Raw genomic sequence first — 16,607 nt, 5'->3', positions numbered from 1 at the left:
ACTTTCCATATAAATCTTGTTGCCGAGTTAGCCGTCAATTCGGCGCGAGATACGCGTTCGGAGTTCGCTGGCGCTTTTAGGGGGAAACCGTCTGTAGGGGGGACAACGTCCGAATCGAACCCTCTATGCGGTGGGATCGGCGGGCGTGCAATTGAAAGCATGTTCGACACAGATACGAAAGCGCAGGAACGCGGTCAGGTGGGGATCGGCACCCTCATCGTCTTCATCGCACTCGTGCTGGTGGCGGCGATCGCGGCAGGCGTGCTGATTAACACGGCTGGGTTCCTCCAGAGTCAGGCAGAACAGACCGGAGAAGAAAGTACAGGACAGGTCGCCAATAACCTGCAGTTCACTACGATCGAAGCGACTGCTGACTCGGGCGCACCAGAGATAAACACTGTTCTGGTGAATGTGCAGCTCGCTCCCGGTTCTGAGCCGATTAATCTCGATCAGACCGAACTTAGGGTATTCACCGGAACAGGCACGTCTGAGTCAGGTACGACGAGCGGAGGTGTGCTCGAAGCTGGTGAAAGTGCGGAAATCGATGTTGATAGCGTTACTGGTGCTACGATCACGCTCGAGGAAGGTGAAGAGTTAGAGATCATTCTCGTGACGAACGATGGCTCCCAAGCTGAAACCGCCGTCACAGCGCCAGATCCGATCACGACTGACGGCCAGATCCGACTCTAAAATCTGATATAATATTACACAAATGTTCGAAGAAAACACGAAAGAAGAGCGCGGTCAGGTGGGTATTGGGACACTTATCGTGTTCATCGCCCTCGTTCTCGTCGCGGCTATCGCCGCCGGCGTCCTGATCAACACCGCTGGATTCCTTCAGTCACAAGCAGAACAAACCGGTGAGGAAAGCACCGCGCAGGTCTCCAATAACCTGCAACTCGTCTCCGCGTCGGGAACTGCTACAGTCGATGGAAGTGGTGCCGGTGTGACTAGTCCCGAACTTACTGTTCAATTAGCCCCCGGATCAGATCCGATCGATCTTGAAGATGCAACCGTCGAGATCTTCCCCGAGGGCTCGTCTTCATTTGAGGCTGTTGATGGTTCTGGTGCGTCTTGGTCGTCAACGGAACTCAGCGAAGGTACTGAAACATCCACCCTGAGCGGATTCACTGACTCCGACTTCGGTGACTTCGGTGACGGGCCGACTGATGGAATCCCACAAGGTAACGACGTCGAAGTCGTCATCACTACGGCAGATGGGTCACAGACGACCGAGATCATCTCACCGCCTGACCCGATCACAGACAGTGACGATGGCGGGGACGTTAGGCTCTAAAAGTCATGTTCAAAACGAAATCAGAACATAATGGCGAACGAGGTCAGGTGGGCATTGGGACACTTATCGTGTTCATCGCCCTCGTTCTCGTCGCGGCTTGCCGCCGGCGTCCTGATCAACACCGCCGGATTCCTTCAGTCACAAGCAGAACAAACCGGTGAGGAAAGCACCGCGCAGGTCGCCAATAACCTGCAAGTAATCAGCAGTGTCGGAACTGTTACAGAAGACACTGATGGGACCCGTGGTGTACAATCGATCGAGGTGTCGGTGAAGTTGTCACCGGGATCCGATCCGATTGCCCTCGATGATGCCACAATTGAAGTCTACCCGGAAGGCGCTTCGTCAACCACAAACCCGAGTGTTACGATCAGTGGTGACACACAGTTGAGCGACAGTAGTAATGAAGCGACGATTGCCTTCGATAATAACGATGTCTTCGGTAGTTATGGTAGCGACCCAACGAATGGTCTTGAAGCCGGTAACGAAGCCGAGATCCTCATCGTAACGGCAGATGGCTCACAGACAACACAGATCATCTCGGCCCCCGATCCGATCACGAGCGGTGAGGTTGGCGGCGACGTTCGGCTGTAAGGGTCCGCAAACATTTTATTTTAATTACATGTCGAGTGTCAACTGTGAACATCCCCGATATCATACTCCCCACCGACGGTTCTCTCCGCGATTCGAACGCTGAAACGCGCCCGTTTATTAAACCCCAACGCCCCGTCGATGAGCACATGAACCGACGCTCCTTTCTCGCCACCGCAGCCGGCACAACGGCTGTCGGCCTCGCCGGCTGTCTCGCCGAGAACGACCACAAATCCGCGCTCAGAACCGAAATCGAATCCCGCGGCGTCACCGTCACGGGCATGGAGCTGAACGACGGGCTGGTTCGCGTCGCCTACGAATCGAGTTCCGAATCCGCGAACGACGACCTCGCCGAGGTCGCGATGGCGTTCGTCGAGCGCGTCGATGACGGCTGGCGAGTCGACCGGCTCGAGGGGCTCGCCCGCGCGAGCCCCGATATGGTCTGGCACGCCGAGGCCGCGTGGGCGCGCGAGTACCTCGACGGCGCGATCGAGGCGGGTGAGTACGGCCAGCGCATCAGCGAGACGATGGAGCAGACGCTCATTCTCGACGAGGGCGACGCCGAGCTGAACGAGACGGACGAATAACCGGCCGTTTCCGCCCCGGATCGCCGCGTTCTGTCGAGTGGCGATTTAAATACCGATCGTGAGAGGCGCCGCTTCCCGCAGATATCGCCCGTGGTTTCGGACGCTGAAACCGACTGCCGCCTTTAGTGACGTACGCGAGAAGGGTACAACGAGTACCGTGACCGACTCCTGTAGTGCGGTCACCGGCGCGCCGTTGGGGTAGGAGAAACCGACTCCACGGCGAGAGGCCACACCGATCGAATGAGCCCACACCACGATTCAGCACGGACGGTCGCCCCTGTCGCCAGACGGCCGTCCGTCCCGCGTCGAGAGGCTGGTTATACAGGAGTGAGCGATGGGCTTTAGCGTCAGCGGCTCGGCGGTCATCGTCTTCATTGGCGTCATGGTCGCCGCGGGGATCGCCGTCCCCTCGATGGTCGGTAGTTTCGGTTCACTCACCGGCGCACACGGAAACCAGGTCGATCGGGGTGTCGACGCGTTGAACACCGGTATCTCGATCGAGACGGCGACATACGACGGCGAGCCCGACGAGTTCACGATCGATCTGAAAAACGTCGGCAGCACGACGCTCGGCGTCGAGGAGACGAGTGTGTTGGTCGACGGGACGATCCCGCCGAGTTCGGACGTGACGACCGACGTCGAGGGCGATCAAACCGCCGGGTTGTGGCTCCCCGGCGACACGCTCACCGTTACGGTCGAGCGTGTCGACACCGAGCCCGACCGCGCGAAGATCGTCGCCGAGAACGGTATAGCCGAGACGGCGAGCGGATCGGAGATCGTGATACTATGAGCGGGGTTTCGGCCTCCACGCTGGTGATATTCATCGCCAGCATTCTCGTCGCGGCTGGGGTCGCGGGAACGCTCGTAACCACCGTCGGGGACATCTCGAGCTCGGCGGAGACGCGGGGCGATGCGATCACCGAGACGATCGACGCCGACATCGAGTTGCTCAACGACGGCGGCGGTTCGAACTTCTACGTTGAGGACGGCGCCGGGAACAGCGAGATCACGTTCTACGTTCGCAACACCGGTTCGACGGCGCTGTTACAGGACTCCGGTGAGATCGACGTGTTGCTCAACGGCGGCTTCGTCGCGAGCGCCGACCTGACGATCGCCTCGATGAACGGCGACGACGACGGCGTCTGGGCCGAAGGCGAAGTACTGGAGTTCGTCGTCAGCCTCGATCGAGAACTCGACAGCAGCGGCAATCGACTCACCGTTTCGACGAGTGGAACGGAACGATCGCTGGAGTTCAACGCCGACTGATCATGATCCGAACGAATCCACGCCGACGCGAACCGCAACCGAAAGCCACCGCAACCGGAGGCCGACACCGATGAGCAGCGTCTCGGCGTCGCACCTCGTCATCTTCATCGTGAGCATCGTCGTTGCGGCAGGCGTCGCCGGCACGCTCGTCACGGAGGTCGATCGCGTCAGCACGTCGATTGCGGACCAAAGCGAGGGCGTCGAGGAGCGGATCGACACCGATATCCAAATAATCAGCGACACTGGCAGTCCCGACGCGGTATACGACGCCGGCGCCAACGAACTCACGCTGTACGTCAAGAACACGGGAAGAACCGAGCTGCGTCCCGATCCGGAAGCCGTCGACGTGCTGATCGAGGGCTCGTTCACCACCCCAGAGAGCGTCGCGCGGGCCGACGGTTCGGGGTCGGACCGGTGGCCGGCCGGATCGGTCGTCGAGGTGACCGTCACGGGTGTCGACATCAGCGGTGAGACGCGTGTGACGGTCGCCGTCAGGGACAACGAGGACGCCATCAGATTCCGAGTGTGAGGTACATTATGACCGATGACAGCCCCGATAGAACCGAACCGACCGACGAACGCGGCGATCCGGAGCGGTCACCGGGACTCGACGATGATCCGAAGCGGCCTGTACTTTCGCCCGAAGAGCTCGAGATCTCCGACAGCGAATACGTCGAAAAGCTCGACGAGAACGGACGGTACGTGGTGTCTCCCGGCAACGGTCCGCCCAGGGTCTCGAAATCGAAATCGATAGCCGAGCGCGACGACGCCGACGAGTGCCGGAGCGACGAGCGTCAGAGCGAATCCGGGGGCGGACTCGCCTCCGACCGACGGCGCGAGTTCGACGCTGCGGCGAGTCCGGAGGCGGCGCGCACGCTACTTGCCGAGGAGTTAGCGCGCTCGAAGGCCCGATATGGACTCGACATCGTCGCCCGTCTCGAAGGGGATACGGTCCGACATCGGACCGTCTCCGACGACGTGATCGCGACCTTCGAGAACCTCGTTCGGTGGTACGCAGGCCACGTCACGGACGGGACGCCGCCGGACGAAGTGGTCGACATCCTATTGCGTGAATCGACGTTCGAGACCGAGGAAACGCCGAACTTGGCCGACCTCCTCGAACGACACGACCTCGACAGCACCGATCCGATCGACGATCTCGTCGACGCGATCCGCGAAGAATCGGGCGTCTACTGATCGGCGTCGTGGCTTCGGATTCGTTTCGAACGGTGAGTGTTGAGGGGCCTTGGCCTGTCCGGGAACGTACCACGAGTAAAGACAGGGTGGGGATCCTGATCGCGGGCGACTCGGAGGTCATCGGCGGTCCCCTACGCGAGATCTTAGAGGAGCAGTACGCCATCGTCGGCGAGGCCCGAAACGCCGTCGAGGCGATAGAGCGCTACAACGAACGCGAACCGGACGTCGTCATGATGGACACCGTGATGCCGATCCGGGACGGCATCGGGGCGACGAACGGGATAACCGAGTCGGAACCCGGCGCGAACGTCATCACGTGTACCAGCGTCGGCCAAGAGCAGAGGATGAAAAGCGCCATTCAGGCCGGCGAACAGGGATACACCACGAAACCGTTCCAGAAGCCGAGCGTCCTCGACGAGATCGATAGCGTAGTGGCTGGATAGGGGGGCGGATCGATATCGAGTCGCTCGAAACTTACAACAGCCTCGCCCGCGACGAAGCGCGCTCGGCGGCGGACTCGCCGTCGTATCTGACGGGGATCGACACGGACGTCGAGGTGACGAATATCTCGCTCATCGCACTCGACTATCTCGAGTACGAGTATCTCGATGGGAGGTTCGCGGGGGGTTCGAATCGGCCTCGACGGCGCGCTCGACGGCGAGGTGGTACTCACGTTCGACGAGGCGGCGCGCGTGGCAATCACCGACACCCTAATCGCGCAGGCAGACGAGCGGATGCGTCGGCGTTCGATCGAAGAGATCGGCAACGTCTCGACGGGCGACGTTATTCACGGCTGGGCGGACCACCTCAGTGCGACCATCGACATCTCACCGCCAACCTGCGTCGAACCGGAGCGATTCGTCGACGCCGGGATCGACGGCTCATCGGGGCGCTTTTGCCGGAGGGCGCAGACGAATCCGCGCTCCGAGCGAAGTTGAGTGGCGGGACCGCATTCGTCGATTTCGGTGACGCCAGAGGCGATTCGACCGGCGACCGAAACGTGGCGACCGCCTGGCGCGTGTTCGCCGATCGCGGCATCGGGATCGTCGGTAAAGAGGTCGCTGGAGGGGGTGGGCGGACGATACACGTCGAGACTTCGAGGGAGCCGTCGTGGTCGAACGGACCGATGGCGTCGACACGGAACTGTAGAATGCGGTGACTGTCCGCTTTGTGTTTACTTTCACTTTCACTCCGCGCTTGGCTGGCCGATTTATTAACCGCCACCGTATTCGGGGGTATGTCAGCACAACCCTACCGAGCAACGAGCCAGACGAAAGGTGCCCGCGTTCTCGAGATCAGCGATCTGTCCATCTCTCAGATCCGAGGATACGCCGACGACGCCGGCGAGGTGCACTTCGAGCGCCGAGGTGACCGAACGTTTCTCGTCACGGATCGATAACACCCGTCCGAGCGCGTCCCTTAAGACGAACGAGACGAATCGGTGCGTATGGAACTCGAAACCATGCGTCCGAATCCCGTGTGGGACGCGGACTCCTACGAGGAGGCGATCGCGGTCTTCGAATCGCGAGCCGACGATATCGTCGTGAAGGTCTGGGGCGGCGACTGGTGTACGGACTGCCGCTCACAGCTACCCGACTTCGGTGCGGCGATGGAGGTCGCCGGCGTCGAGGGGGTCGACCACTACCCGGTCGAGAAGGCAGACGACGGCTCGAAGATCGGCCCCGAGGTCGACGCCTACGGGATCGAGTTCATTCCCACCGTAATCGTCGAGGACGCCGAGTCGGGCGAGGAGCTCGCGAGGTTCGTCGAGGACGCCAACGAGCCGATCGTCGTACACCTGGCCGAACAGATCGACGCCTGAACGTTCGAGTTCGTCGGGTCGACGCTTACGAACGCTTTTGCCACCAGCCGTCCAATCGATCGGTGATGAGTCTCGACGACGCTGCCGAGGAACTCGCCTCCACCCTCGGCGTTGACAAAGCGGAGGTCAAAGCGGATCTCGAAAAGCTGGTCTCGTACTCGGTGCCGATGGACGAGGCGAAACAAAGCCTTCGACGCAAGTACGGCGATACCGGTTCCGGCGGCGGGCAGAGCGGATCGCCGCCGGAGAGTGCCATCGGTGACATCACGCCTGAGTCGGGTAACGTGACCGTAACCGCGCGGGTGTTGACCGTCGGCAAGCGCTCGATTCGGTACGAGGGCGAAAACCAGACCATCTTCGAGGGGGAACTCGCCGACGAGAGCGGACGGATTTCCTACACCGCGTGGAACGACTTTTCTTTGTCCCCCGGGGACACGATCACGGTCGGCAACGCGGGCGTTCGCGAGTGGAACGGCGAACCCGAACTGAATCTCGGCGGGTCGACGACCGTCACGCTCGAAGAGGAGCCGCTCTCGGTGCCTCACGAGGTCGGCGGCGAACGCGACCTCATCGATCTCGAACCGGGCGATCGGGGCCGGACTATCGAGGTTCGGGTGCTGGAGGTCGAGCGCCGAACGATCGACGGCCGCGACGGCGAAACCGAAATCCTGAGCGGTGAACTCGGCGACGAGACGACCCGACTCCCGTTCACCGACTGGGATCCGCGCCCCGAGATGTCGGAGGGATCGTCAGTCCGGCTCAAAGACGTGTACATTGACGAGTTTCGCGGCGTTCCCTCGGTGAACGCAACGGAGTTTACCACGGCCGAGTCGATCGACGAGGTGGCCGTCAGCGAGTCCGCCACCGAGATGTCTATCGGGGAGGCGGTCGAATCCGGCGGTGTCTACGACGTCCTGTTGACCGGAAACGTGATCGAAGTTCGCGACGGCTCGGGGCTGATCCAGCGGTGTCCCGAGTGCGGTCGCGTCGTCCAGAACGATCAGTGCCGGACGCACGGACAGGTCGATCCCGAAGACGACATGCGGGTGAAGGCGATCCTCGACGACGGCACGGAGACGGTGACGATCATCCTCGGAAACGACCTCACCGCGCGGGTGTACGGCGGCTCGCTCGCGGACGCGCTCGAACACGCCCGCGACGCGATGGACAGAGGGGTCGTTGCCGAACGGATCGCCGGAGCGCTCGAAGGTCGCGAGTTCAGCGTTCGGGGCGCGCTCTCTGTCGACGAGTACGGCGCGAACCTCAACGCGACCGAGTTCGACGAGAGCGAGGACGATCCGAAAGCGCGTGCGTCGGCCTTCCTCGCGGAGGTGGACGTATGAGCGGTTCGACGCCCGGTCGACGGGAAGTCGCGTATCGGATCTTCGCGGCGGAGTTCGACGGTGCTGAGCTCTCCTACAGCGAAAGCGACGAGGAGCGCGCGCCGAACTACGTCGTCACGCCGACTGGCGCTCGAATCAACCGGCTGTTCGCCGTCGGCGTACTCACCGAGGTCGAGGACGTGAACCAAGAGATGATCCGCGGCCGCCTCGTCGATCCGACGGGGGCGTTCGTCACCTACGCCGGCCAGTACCAACCGGAGGCGCTCGCGGCGCTCGAACGGGCCGACCCGCCTGCGTTCTTCGCGTTGTCCGGAAAGGCCCGGACCTACGAACCGGATGACGGGGATCGGATATACACGTCCGTCCGCCCGGAATCGGTCAGTGAGGTCGACGCGGAGACGCGCGATCGGTGGGTCGTCACGACCGCCGAGCGCACGCTCGAACGGATCGGCGCGATGGCCGCGGCTATCGAATCCGGGCTGGCCGGCGAACAACTTCGGGCCGCGCTCGTCGACGCCGGGGTGGACGACCGACTCGCGGACGGCGTCGCGCTCGCGCTCGACTACTACGGGACCTCACCGGGGTATCTCGCGGCGCTTCGGGAGGTCGCAATCGATGCCGTTCGCGTCGTCGCCGGCGAACGCGACGAAGTGGGACGGCTCGAACTCGCGCCGGACGAGGGGGCTGGCGACCCGAGCGCGCTGGCGACGATCGATCTCTCGGGTACCCCCTCGCCGCAGAGCGCGGCGGCCGCCGCAGACGCCGTCGAGTCGGAGGGGGGAGTCGAGACGGCGTCGACGATCGAACCCGCGTCCGAAACGAACGGAGAGCAGGCTGACAAAGCCGACGCGGAACCCGAATCGCCTTCGAGGGGGGAAGCGGCCTCTGAGTCGGAAACTGGATCTGTTGATCGGCGAGATGTGAGCGAGATCGATACCGGATCGACGGAGACGCTCGGTGCGGAATCGGAAGCGCTCGGTGCGGAATCGGAAGCGCTCGGTGCGGAATCGGAGACGGAGATCGGATCCGAGCCACCGTCGGAGCCCGAAGTGGAGTCCGAATCGGCGCCGATCCGAGAGCCAGAAGCGGAATCCGAGCCCGTGACGACAGACGAACCCCGGGAGGACGAGGGTGAAGCCGACACCGATGGTGCGGACGAGTTGGATGACTTCGACCCCGCCGAGTTCGAACTCGGCGAGGAGGAGCGACGCGAGGTCGAAGAGGAGTTCGGGACGGAGTTTTCGACCGCGGACGAGGTGAAGCCCGCGGGTATCGAACCCGAGGGCGTCGCCGAAGAACCGACCGACGACGCCGAAGCAGAGTCGCAGGACACAGCGGCGGCCGAGACCGAAGAGCAGACCGGACCCGAAGCGGACGACGGACGGGCATCTACGGCGGCCGAACCCGAGTCCGACAAGGAGAGGGTCACCGAGGAATCGACCGCCAACGGGAAAACGGACGCCGTGCCGGCCGACGACGAGGACGTCGATCTCGGCGAAGCCGTCATGGACACGATGAAACGGCTGGACGAGGGCGACGGTGCCGACAAGGCAGAACTCGTGACGACGCTGGCCGAGGAGTTCGACATCGACTCGGACTCCGTCGAGGAGGCGATTCAGGACGCGCTCATGAGCGGCCAGTGTTACGAGCCGGCGGACGGCACGCTGAAGCCGATCTGAATGCTCGAACCGATCCCCGGCGAGCCCGCGGCGATCGCCGAGTGCGGCCCAGAACGCGTCCTCGTCGTCGCGGACTATCACGCGGGACTCGAAGTCGGATTGCGGCGCGACGGCGTCGAAATCGATAGCCGAGCGGCGCGGCGACGCGAGAGCGTGCTGGCGCTTTTTGATCGCCACGCGGTCGAACGTGCGATTTTTCTCGGCGATCTCGGCGACAGTATCGGCGAGCCCGGGCGCGAGGAGCGGACGGAACTCCGAGAACTCCTGAAGGCGGTAACCGCCGACGTTCCGGTAACGGTGACGAAGGGCAATCACGACGGGGCGATCGAGACGGTCATCGGCGGGATCGACGGCGTCGACGTGACCGACGGAGACGGAATTCGGATCGGGTCGGTCGGATTCTGTCACGGCCACACGTGGCCGGCCGAGTCGGTTGTCGCGGCCCCGCTCGTCTGCACCGCACACGAACACCCGCTCGTCCGATTGGCGGATTCGGTCGGCGGCCGCAGGACCGAACGCGTATGGCTCCGGGGACGGCTCGATCCCGATGGCTTCTCGGGGTATCCCGAAGTCGGCGAGGAACTCGTCGTCTGTCCGGCGTTCAACGACCTCTCGGGCGGGACGGCGGTCAACGAGGACGATGGCTTTCTCTCGCCGTTTCTCCCCGACGGCCTCGCGGATGGGGAGGCGTATCTGTTAGATGGAACCCGATTGGGCCCGTATCGACGCGCCTAGAGGATGAGGGGATGGTTACCGATCGTCCTGCAGCCATTCGATGGCCTCAGACATGTCGTGTTTCGGCGGCGAGCAGGTGAATGATCGACAGGCGTAGACAGTATCCCGCCCGTCGATCGCGTCGCGTTCGGCCCAGATCGGCGGCGTCGAATCGAGATCGAGCCGATCGAGCCACGTCGAAAGTCCCGCGTCCGTCGGTGGCCGAACGGTGAGGATGCGAGCCGGAAGATACGCCTCTGCTAGCGTCTCACGCCACGTCTCCGGCAGTCGTTCGGCCGCGACGGTCAGCTCGGCGGTTCCGGCGGTTCGATCGATCGCGGCGAGAACGAGCGACGTGTACGAGAGCGGATCAGACTCCAGCGTCGACGCGTGCGTCTCGAGAACCGATTCGACGACCGTATCCAATCCGGCGTCGGGAGCGAAGTGCGACAGCACCGACAGTAGCTGTGCGGCGACGCCCGTACTCGACGGCGTCGAACTGTCGACGAGTTGTTGGGGCCGTGCGAGGAGTTTCTCGCCGTCGATCGGAGTGAAATACAGCGTCTCCTCGGTTTCGTCGTAAAATCGTTCTCGGATCGCGCGGCCGAGTTCGAGCGCAAACCCCAGGTGCCCGACGTTTCCGGTCGCCTGATAAGCGTCTAAGGCACCGCGGCCGAGGAACGCGTAATCCTCGAGGTAGCCGGGGATGCCGACCTCGCCGCGCTCGAATCGGCGATACAGTCGCTTTTCCTCGGGGTTCCAAAGATGCTCCCGACAGAACGAGAGCGCGTCCTCGGCGAGCGTCGCGTAGTCAGAATCGAGGACGATCGAGCCCTCCGCGTACGCCGAGATCATCAGACCGTTCCACGCGGCGAGAACCTTCTCGTCGCGGGGCGGTCGCGACCGCGTTTCGCGGGCATCGAGGAGTTGGTCGGCCGCCTCGGCGATCAACTCCTCGACCGTCTGAGGGTCCATAACCGAATCGGCGGCGAGTTCTCTCGTCGGCGTCGACTCGGTGAGAACCGTCGTGTCGTTCCCGAAGTTCCCCGTCTCGGTGACGCCGTAGCGCTTGCAGAACAGATCGGCGGCGGTACCGTCGTCGACCGCGTCCCGAACCGCCTCCGGCGTCCAGACGTAGAACGCGCCTTCCTCCCGACTGCCTGTACTGTCGGCGCTCTGGGCGTCGAGCGTCGAGTAGAAGCCGCCCTCGGAGTGGGTGAGTTCGCGCTCGACGAATTCGAACGTCTCGCGGGCGATCTCTGCGTATCGCTCCTCGCCGGTCAGTTGATAGCCGGCGAGGAACGCACGCGGGATCTCCGCGTTGTCGTAGAGCATCTTCTCGAAGTGCGGTACGGTCCACTCGCGGTCGACGCAGTAGCGGTGAAAGCCGCCGCCGACGTGGTCGTAGAGTCCGCCCGACGCCATCGCGTCGAGCGTTTCGACCCCGACGTCGAGGTACGTCTCCCGGTCGGTCCGATCGTAGGCTCGAAACAGGAGGTGGATCCGACCCGCGTGGGGGAACTTCTGGCCGCGACCCCAGCCACCGTGTTGTCTATCCGCGCCGCTGACGGCGGCGTTCGCCGCGGTGTCGAGGAATCCCTCGTCGGGCGCGTCGCCGACGGCGTCGGGCGTCCCCTCGAGTTCGTTGCGCGCCGAGGTAGCCCATTGGTCGGCTTGGGCTTCGAGTTGCGGTCTTCGCTCGGGGTCGTTCCACGCAGTGGCGATGTCGTCGAGAACGGAGCCGAAACTCGGCATGTTACTCGTCGGTTCCGGCGGGAAGTACGTCCCGACGTGGAACGGCTTTCGCTCGGGAGTGAGCCACACCGAGAGGGGCCATCCCCCCGATCCGCGAACCATCTGACAGACGTTCATGTAGAGCGTATCGACGTCGGGACGCTCCTCGCGGTCGACCTTTATAGGAACGAAGTTCTCGTTGAGTCGTTTGGCGATGGCCGGATCCTCGAAGCTCTCCTCGGCCATGACGTGACACCAGTGGCAGGCGGCGTAGCCGATCGACAGAAAGATCGGGACGTCTCGTTCCGTGGCGAGTCCGAGCGCCTCATCGTCCCACGGCTGCCACGCAACTGGATTCTCGGCGTGTTGGCGGAGATACGGCGAGGCGGCCTCGTCGAGGCGGTTTTGCATACCGAACCCAGGACCTCCGGATACTAAACAGCGCGGCTTTCGAGAGGACGGTCGCTTCATCGCAGACGCTCGGCGGACCGTGATCACAACGGTACGTTATTTGGGCCGTGGACGTTTCCGAACGCACATGGAACGATCGCGACGGGATCTGCTCCGTGCGAGCGGTGCATTGCTCGCAACTGCAGGTGTTGCCGGCTGTATCGAAGAGCGCGTGACCCGACGGGAAACGCGGTCGACCGACACCAACACGTGGACGCTTTCGCCAGACGACGAGGACGTGGCGCTCGATATCCAATCGTTCGAGAACTACGTCGAACGGATGACCGACAGATACGACGACAGCGGCGTCTGGGGGCTCGAAGCCGAACGCCCCGAGTCGTTCGACGTCGCGTACGTCCAGCGGTACGCGATCACGCGTGAGACGCCCGGGAATCCGACCAACAGCGAGTTCAGCCTCGTTCCGGAAACCGTCGATCCCGAAGCCCCTGTCCTGATCGGCGATTCGTGTCTCACCCGGTACGATCTCGGGGACGGCCGCTATCGGTACTGGCTGTGGGTCGCAGCCGATCCGACCGACGGTCGCCTGGTCAGGGATGTGAACCTGACGAGGATTTCGACGGGTGTTCGTCTCCGAAACGGGATTCTCACCGACGCCGCGACGCCGAGCGCGTCGAACGGTGAAGCGTCGGTCGGCCTCGGAACGCCGCCATCGGGTCGGTTCCCCGTGCGCGGCGGATCGATCGACACGACGTCCGTCCTCGAGGAAACCGGTCTCTACACCGTTGACTGGCGGGGAGACATCGAGGCGTCCCAGTCCGCGAACGGCGTCTGCGAGGTCGAGCGGGACGGGGAGTACGGCCTCTTTTGGACGATGGGCCTCGGATACGACTTCGAGGAAACGATTTAACCGCGTCCGCGGCGTTCAGAGCGACCGTCGGAGGATGCCCTCGACGTCGGACTGTTCGACCCGACGCGGATTACCGACGAGGATACGCTGAATTTCCATGGTGTCGGTCGCGAGCTGCTCGATCGCGTCGTCGTCGACGCCGAACGCTTCGAGCCCCTGCGGAATACCCACGTCGGCCGAGAGCTTCCCGACGGCTTCGGCCGCCGTATCCGCCCGCTCATCTCGGCTTAGGCCGTCTACGTTCTCGCCCATGAGTTCCGCGATCTCGCCGTAGCGCTCGAACGCGCTCGAGGCGTTAAAGCGCATGACCTCGGGCAACAGCGCGGCGACCGTTTCGCCGTGCGGGGTGTGGTACTCGCCCGCGACCGGGTACGCGATGGCGTGGGTCGCGCCGACGCCGGCGTTGGTGAAGGCGATCCCGGCGAGCATGCTCGCGAGCGCCATGTTGCGTCGAGCCTCGAGGTCCTCGCCGTTGTTGACCGCACGGCGCAGGTTGTCGCTGATCAGATCGATCGCCTTTCGTGCGAGCTGGTCGGTGAACGGGTTCCGACCGTCGTAGTCGGGGCGTTCAGCGGGCGAGTCGGGACGCGGTTTGGCGTCGTAGCGACGGGTCGTGAACGCCTCAATGGCGTGCGTCAGCGCGTCCATACCGGAGGCCGCCGTCGGTCCCGGCGGAAGCGAGACGGTGAGCGCCGGGTCGACGACCGCGAGGTTCGGATACTGGTGACGGCTTGAGATGCCGACCTTCAGTTTCTTGTCGGGCAGGGAGATGACGGAGACGGGCGAGGTCTCCGAGCCGGTCCCGGAGGTGGTTGGAACTGCGATCGTCGGGACGCCGGGCCCCGGAATCGGCTTGCCCCCGCCCGTCGGCGGCGCGACGTAATCGAGGATGTCGCCGCCGTGTTCGTGAACGATGCCGGTCGTCTTGGCCACATCGAGGGAACTACCGCCGCCGACGCCGACGATGATGTCGGGATCGAACTCGCTCGCGAACTCGGCGGCGGCCTCGTAGACGTCGATGGACGGGTCGGGTTCGACGTCCGAGAAGACGGCGTGCTCGGCGTCGTCGGGTAACGCGGCGATGACTTCGTCGGCGATCCCCGCGGCGAGCACGCCCTCGTCCGTGACGACCATCGCGGCCGAGCAGTCGAGATCGATTAGTTCCGCGGCGAGTTCGTGGATCGCGCCGGTCCCGAACTTGACGCGGTCGGCCATGCTAAACTCCCAGACGGTCTCCGCTTCGAACATGCCCGAATCTGCTCCGGCAGTGGCATTAAATCCTCTCACATCGCCGGCGGTGACGCTGCGGCGACGTTACTCGACCGACCCTTCGCGCTCTTCGAGCGATGCGCGCCGTATCTTCCCGGAACTCGTCTTCGGGAGTTCGTCGACGAACTCGATCTCGCGGGGGTACTCGTAGGCTGCGAGCCGCTCTCTGACGTCTTTCCGGAGCCCATCGGCGAGATCCGTCGACGGCACGTAGCCGGCCGCGAGCGTGACGAACGCCTTCGGCACCTCACCGCGCTCGTCGTCGGGGATACCGATGACGCCCGCGTCGGCGACGGCCTCGTGCGCCGACAGCGCCTCCTCGATCTCGACGGGGCCGATCCGGTAGCCCGCCGAGATGATGACGGTGTCCTTTCGGGAGACGAACTCGACGAAGCCGTCCTCGTCCATCCGGCCGAGGTCCTCGGTCAGAAGCCAGCCGTTTTGCACCTTTGCCGCCGTCGCCTCGGGTTTGTTCCAGTACTGCTTGAAACAGACCGGATTGCCCTCGTATCTGACGGCGATCTCGCCCGTCTTGCCGGGCTCGACGGTCGGCTCTGCGGTTTCGGCGTCGACGATCGCGACGTCGTGTCCCGGCCCGACCGGGCCGATCTTACCGTCCTTCGAGTCCAGGAGTGTGGTGCAGTCGCCGACGGTCATGTTGGCTTCGGTCTGGCCGTACGCCTCGTGAACGGCCGCCCCGTCGAACGTCGACTCGGCCCACTGGACGATCGTGTCGCCGAGCGATTCGCCGCCGCTCGGGATACAACGGACGCTCGAGACGTCCCACCGGTCCGGTGCGTCGAGTTGCTCCATCATACGGAGCGCCGTCGGCGGCGCGAAGAAGTTCGTCACGTCGTGTCGTTCCAAGACGTTCATCGCCGTCTCGGGGTCGAACCCCTCGTCGGCCGTGTGGGCGACTACCGGCCGGCCGTAGTAGAGCCCGGGGAAGACGACGTCGAAGAGCGTCGCCACCCAAGCCCACTCGGAGGGCGTCCAGAACACGTCGTCGTCGTTCAACTCGAGGTTACAGAAGCTCGTGATGAAAAGCGGCAGATCACCGAGCAGGACGCGGTGGGCGTGGCGAACGCCCTTCGGATCGCCGGTCGTCCCCGAGGTGTAGATGATGATAGCGTCGTCCTCGGCGGCAGTGTCGGCGGTTTCGACCCCCGACGCGTCCCGCGACCGAACCGCATCGAACGCCGTTTCGTCGTCCGTCGGCTCGATGTCACCGATCGCGACGACCGTCTCCAACGAGGGGACGCCGTCTCGAACCTCCCGGAGCGTCTCGACGTTCGAGTCGTCGACGAAACAGGCGACCGACCCGGAGTCGTCGAGCCGATACGAGAGCGCGTCAGTTCCAAAGAGCGTGCTCAACGGGACGGAGACGGCCCCGAGTTTCCAGCAGGCGACGTGTGCGACGACCGTCTCGGGGCGCTGACGGGCGTTGATTCCGACGCGGTCGCCGCGCGTGACGCCGCGTTCTTCGAGGAACGCCGCCGTCGCGTCCGCCTCCTCGCGGAGGCGTTCGAACGAATAGGTGTCGCCGCCACCGTCCCCGTCGTCGGCGATGAGCGCCGTCCGATCGCCGTCCGCACACCACCGATCGCAGATGTACGACGCCATGTTGAAGCGCTCGGGGACCTCCCACTCGAACGAATCGAGCAGGTCGTCGTACTCGCTCCACTCGCGCTCGTAAAACCGGTAAGCCTCGAGGTCAGGGACAGTCGACATATCCTACCACACTGGTATGAGCGACATACGTATTGTGGTGTGCAAAGCGGTGTCACGGTGGC

Annotated in this window: 21 protein-coding genes; 18 read left to right on the top strand and 3 right to left on the bottom strand. The window is 63.8% G+C overall.

What is annotated here, in order from left to right; genetic code table 11:
- Nucleotides 1–159: 159 nt before the first annotated feature.
- From R6U53_RS04025 to R6U53_RS03945, 17 genes are all read left to right on the top strand, one after another.
- Entirely contained in the window at nucleotides 160–690 is a 531-nt protein-coding gene (locus R6U53_RS04025) for an archaellin/type IV pilin N-terminal domain-containing protein (protein ID WP_410321080.1), read from the top strand.
- Between the two features lie 22 nt (nucleotides 691–712).
- Entirely contained in the window at nucleotides 713–1,297 is a 585-nt protein-coding gene (locus R6U53_RS04020) for an archaellin/type IV pilin N-terminal domain-containing protein (protein ID WP_410321079.1), read from the top strand.
- A gap of 5 nt (nucleotides 1,298–1,302) precedes the next feature.
- Complete coding sequence (locus tag R6U53_RS04015) at nucleotides 1,303–1,458, top strand: archaellin/type IV pilin N-terminal domain-containing protein (RefSeq protein WP_410321078.1); 156 nt, start codon at nucleotides 1,303–1,305, stop codon at nucleotides 1,456–1,458.
- A complete protein-coding gene (locus tag R6U53_RS04010; protein WP_410321134.1) occupies nucleotides 1,409–1,888 on the top strand; it encodes a hypothetical protein in 480 nt (159 codons plus the stop codon). The genes R6U53_RS04015 and R6U53_RS04010 overlap by 50 nt, the downstream gene beginning before the upstream one ends.
- Before the next feature lie 146 nt (nucleotides 1,889–2,034).
- Nucleotides 2,035–2,472 (top strand): hypothetical protein, encoded by a 438-nt coding sequence (locus tag R6U53_RS04005; protein ID WP_410321077.1) that lies wholly within the window; start codon nucleotides 2,035–2,037, stop codon nucleotides 2,470–2,472.
- A 334-nt stretch (nucleotides 2,473–2,806) separates the two neighbouring features.
- A complete protein-coding gene (locus tag R6U53_RS04000; RefSeq protein WP_410321076.1) occupies nucleotides 2,807–3,262 on the top strand; it encodes a flagellin in 456 nt (151 codons plus the stop codon).
- Nucleotides 3,259–3,738, top strand: a complete 480-nt coding sequence (locus tag R6U53_RS03995; protein ID WP_410321075.1) for a flagellar protein G — start codon at nucleotides 3,259–3,261, stop codon at nucleotides 3,736–3,738. Before R6U53_RS04000 ends, R6U53_RS03995 begins: the two co-directional genes overlap by 4 nt.
- Nucleotides 3,739–3,808: 70 nt before the next feature.
- A complete protein-coding gene (locus R6U53_RS03990; RefSeq protein WP_410321074.1) occupies nucleotides 3,809–4,267 on the top strand; it encodes a flagellin in 459 nt (152 codons plus the stop codon).
- Nucleotides 4,268–4,275: 8 nt separating this feature from the next.
- Nucleotides 4,276–4,935 (top strand): flagella cluster protein, encoded by a 660-nt coding sequence (locus tag R6U53_RS03985; protein ID WP_410321073.1) that lies wholly within the window; start codon nucleotides 4,276–4,278, stop codon nucleotides 4,933–4,935.
- Between the two features lie 86 nt (nucleotides 4,936–5,021).
- Entirely contained in the window at nucleotides 5,022–5,378 is a 357-nt protein-coding gene (locus R6U53_RS03980) for a response regulator (protein ID WP_410321072.1), read from the top strand.
- Nucleotides 5,379–5,543: 165 nt separating this feature from the next.
- The gene (locus tag R6U53_RS03975) at nucleotides 5,544–5,873 is read left to right on the top strand and encodes a chemotaxis protein CheC (RefSeq protein WP_410321071.1); all 330 of its coding nucleotides are present in this window, start codon (nucleotides 5,544–5,546) and stop codon (nucleotides 5,871–5,873) included.
- Nucleotides 5,870–6,094, top strand: coding sequence for a hypothetical protein (locus R6U53_RS03970; protein WP_410321070.1), 225 nt, complete (start codon nucleotides 5,870–5,872; stop codon nucleotides 6,092–6,094). The genes R6U53_RS03975 and R6U53_RS03970 overlap by 4 nt, the downstream gene beginning before the upstream one ends.
- 78 nt (nucleotides 6,095–6,172) lie before the next feature.
- On the top strand, nucleotides 6,173–6,334 hold the full coding sequence (locus tag R6U53_RS03965) for a hypothetical protein (RefSeq protein ID WP_410321069.1): 162 nt from the start codon (nucleotides 6,173–6,175) through the stop codon (nucleotides 6,332–6,334).
- A gap of 48 nt (nucleotides 6,335–6,382) precedes the next feature.
- The gene (locus R6U53_RS03960) at nucleotides 6,383–6,757 is read left to right on the top strand and encodes a TlpA family protein disulfide reductase (protein WP_410321068.1); all 375 of its coding nucleotides are present in this window, start codon (nucleotides 6,383–6,385) and stop codon (nucleotides 6,755–6,757) included.
- A 65-nt stretch (nucleotides 6,758–6,822) separates the two neighbouring features.
- Nucleotides 6,823–8,100 (top strand): Single-stranded DNA binding protein, encoded by a 1,278-nt coding sequence (locus R6U53_RS03955; protein WP_410321067.1) that lies wholly within the window; start codon nucleotides 6,823–6,825, stop codon nucleotides 8,098–8,100.
- Complete coding sequence (locus R6U53_RS03950; protein ID WP_410321066.1) at nucleotides 8,097–9,779, top strand: hypothetical protein; 1,683 nt, start codon at nucleotides 8,097–8,099, stop codon at nucleotides 9,777–9,779. Before R6U53_RS03955 ends, R6U53_RS03950 begins: the two co-directional genes overlap by 4 nt.
- Complete coding sequence (locus R6U53_RS03945; RefSeq protein WP_410321065.1) at nucleotides 9,780–10,514, top strand: metallophosphoesterase; 735 nt, start codon at nucleotides 9,780–9,782, stop codon at nucleotides 10,512–10,514.
- A 15-nt stretch (nucleotides 10,515–10,529) separates the two neighbouring features.
- On the opposite strand, the gene R6U53_RS03940 is transcribed toward R6U53_RS03945, so the two are convergent.
- On the bottom strand, nucleotides 10,530–12,638 hold the full coding sequence (locus R6U53_RS03940) for a thioredoxin domain-containing protein (RefSeq protein ID WP_410321064.1): 2,109 nt from the start codon (nucleotides 12,636–12,638) through the stop codon (nucleotides 10,530–10,532).
- Nucleotides 12,639–12,765: 127 nt separating this feature from the next.
- Between R6U53_RS03940 and R6U53_RS03935 the strand changes: the two genes are divergently transcribed.
- Complete coding sequence (locus R6U53_RS03935; RefSeq protein ID WP_410321063.1) at nucleotides 12,766–13,545, top strand: twin-arginine translocation signal domain-containing protein; 780 nt, start codon at nucleotides 12,766–12,768, stop codon at nucleotides 13,543–13,545.
- 15 nt (nucleotides 13,546–13,560) lie between these two features.
- On the opposite strand, the gene R6U53_RS03930 is transcribed toward R6U53_RS03935, so the two are convergent.
- Together R6U53_RS03930 and R6U53_RS03925 are read right to left on the bottom strand one after the other, a co-directional pair.
- On the bottom strand, nucleotides 13,561–14,793 hold the full coding sequence (locus tag R6U53_RS03930; protein ID WP_410321062.1) for a hydroxyacid-oxoacid transhydrogenase: 1,233 nt from the start codon (nucleotides 14,791–14,793) through the stop codon (nucleotides 13,561–13,563).
- Between the two features lie 66 nt (nucleotides 14,794–14,859).
- A complete protein-coding gene (locus tag R6U53_RS03925) occupies nucleotides 14,860–16,545 on the bottom strand; it encodes an acyl-CoA synthetase (protein WP_410321061.1) in 1,686 nt (561 codons plus the stop codon).
- Between the last annotated feature and the right edge of the window lie 62 nt (nucleotides 16,546–16,607).

This window comes from Natronomonas sp., assembly GCF_046483325.1.
Taxonomy (GTDB): domain Archaea; phylum Halobacteriota; class Halobacteria; order Halobacteriales; family Haloarculaceae; genus Natronomonas.
This window is presented reverse-complemented; position numbering and strand designations above follow the sequence as displayed.

Bases quoted from the DNA above. Each gene is read 5' to 3' on its own strand.
- R6U53_RS04020 (WP_410321079.1), top strand. From the start codon at position 713: ATGTTCGAAGAAAACACGAAAGAAGAGCGCGGTCAGGTGGGTATTGGG.
- R6U53_RS03940 (WP_410321064.1), bottom strand. From the start codon at position 12,638: ATGCAAAACCGCCTCGACGAGGCCGCCTCGCCGTATCTCCGCCAACAC.
- R6U53_RS04015 (WP_410321078.1), top strand. From the start codon at position 1,303: ATGTTCAAAACGAAATCAGAACATAATGGCGAACGAGGTCAGGTGGGC.
- R6U53_RS03930 (WP_410321062.1), bottom strand. From the start codon at position 14,793: ATGTTCGAAGCGGAGACCGTCTGGGAGTTTAGCATGGCCGACCGCGTC.
- R6U53_RS04000 (WP_410321076.1), top strand. From the start codon at position 2,807: ATGGGCTTTAGCGTCAGCGGCTCGGCGGTCATCGTCTTCATTGGCGTC.
- R6U53_RS03965 (WP_410321069.1), top strand. From the start codon at position 6,173: ATGTCAGCACAACCCTACCGAGCAACGAGCCAGACGAAAGGTGCCCGC.
- R6U53_RS03950 (WP_410321066.1), top strand. From the start codon at position 8,097: ATGAGCGGTTCGACGCCCGGTCGACGGGAAGTCGCGTATCGGATCTTC.
- R6U53_RS04005 (WP_410321077.1), top strand. From the start codon at position 2,035: ATGAACCGACGCTCCTTTCTCGCCACCGCAGCCGGCACAACGGCTGTC.
- R6U53_RS03925 (WP_410321061.1), bottom strand. From the start codon at position 16,545: ATGTCGACTGTCCCTGACCTCGAGGCTTACCGGTTTTACGAGCGCGAG.
- R6U53_RS03945 (WP_410321065.1), top strand. From the start codon at position 9,780: ATGCTCGAACCGATCCCCGGCGAGCCCGCGGCGATCGCCGAGTGCGGC.
- R6U53_RS03995 (WP_410321075.1), top strand. From the start codon at position 3,259: ATGAGCGGGGTTTCGGCCTCCACGCTGGTGATATTCATCGCCAGCATT.
- R6U53_RS03935 (WP_410321063.1), top strand. From the start codon at position 12,766: ATGGAACGATCGCGACGGGATCTGCTCCGTGCGAGCGGTGCATTGCTC.
- R6U53_RS03990 (WP_410321074.1), top strand. From the start codon at position 3,809: ATGAGCAGCGTCTCGGCGTCGCACCTCGTCATCTTCATCGTGAGCATC.
- R6U53_RS04025 (WP_410321080.1), top strand. From the start codon at position 160: ATGTTCGACACAGATACGAAAGCGCAGGAACGCGGTCAGGTGGGGATC.
- R6U53_RS03985 (WP_410321073.1), top strand. From the start codon at position 4,276: ATGACCGATGACAGCCCCGATAGAACCGAACCGACCGACGAACGCGGC.
- R6U53_RS03955 (WP_410321067.1), top strand. From the start codon at position 6,823: ATGAGTCTCGACGACGCTGCCGAGGAACTCGCCTCCACCCTCGGCGTT.
- R6U53_RS03975 (WP_410321071.1), top strand. From the start codon at position 5,544: ATGGGAGGTTCGCGGGGGGTTCGAATCGGCCTCGACGGCGCGCTCGAC.
- R6U53_RS03960 (WP_410321068.1), top strand. From the start codon at position 6,383: ATGGAACTCGAAACCATGCGTCCGAATCCCGTGTGGGACGCGGACTCC.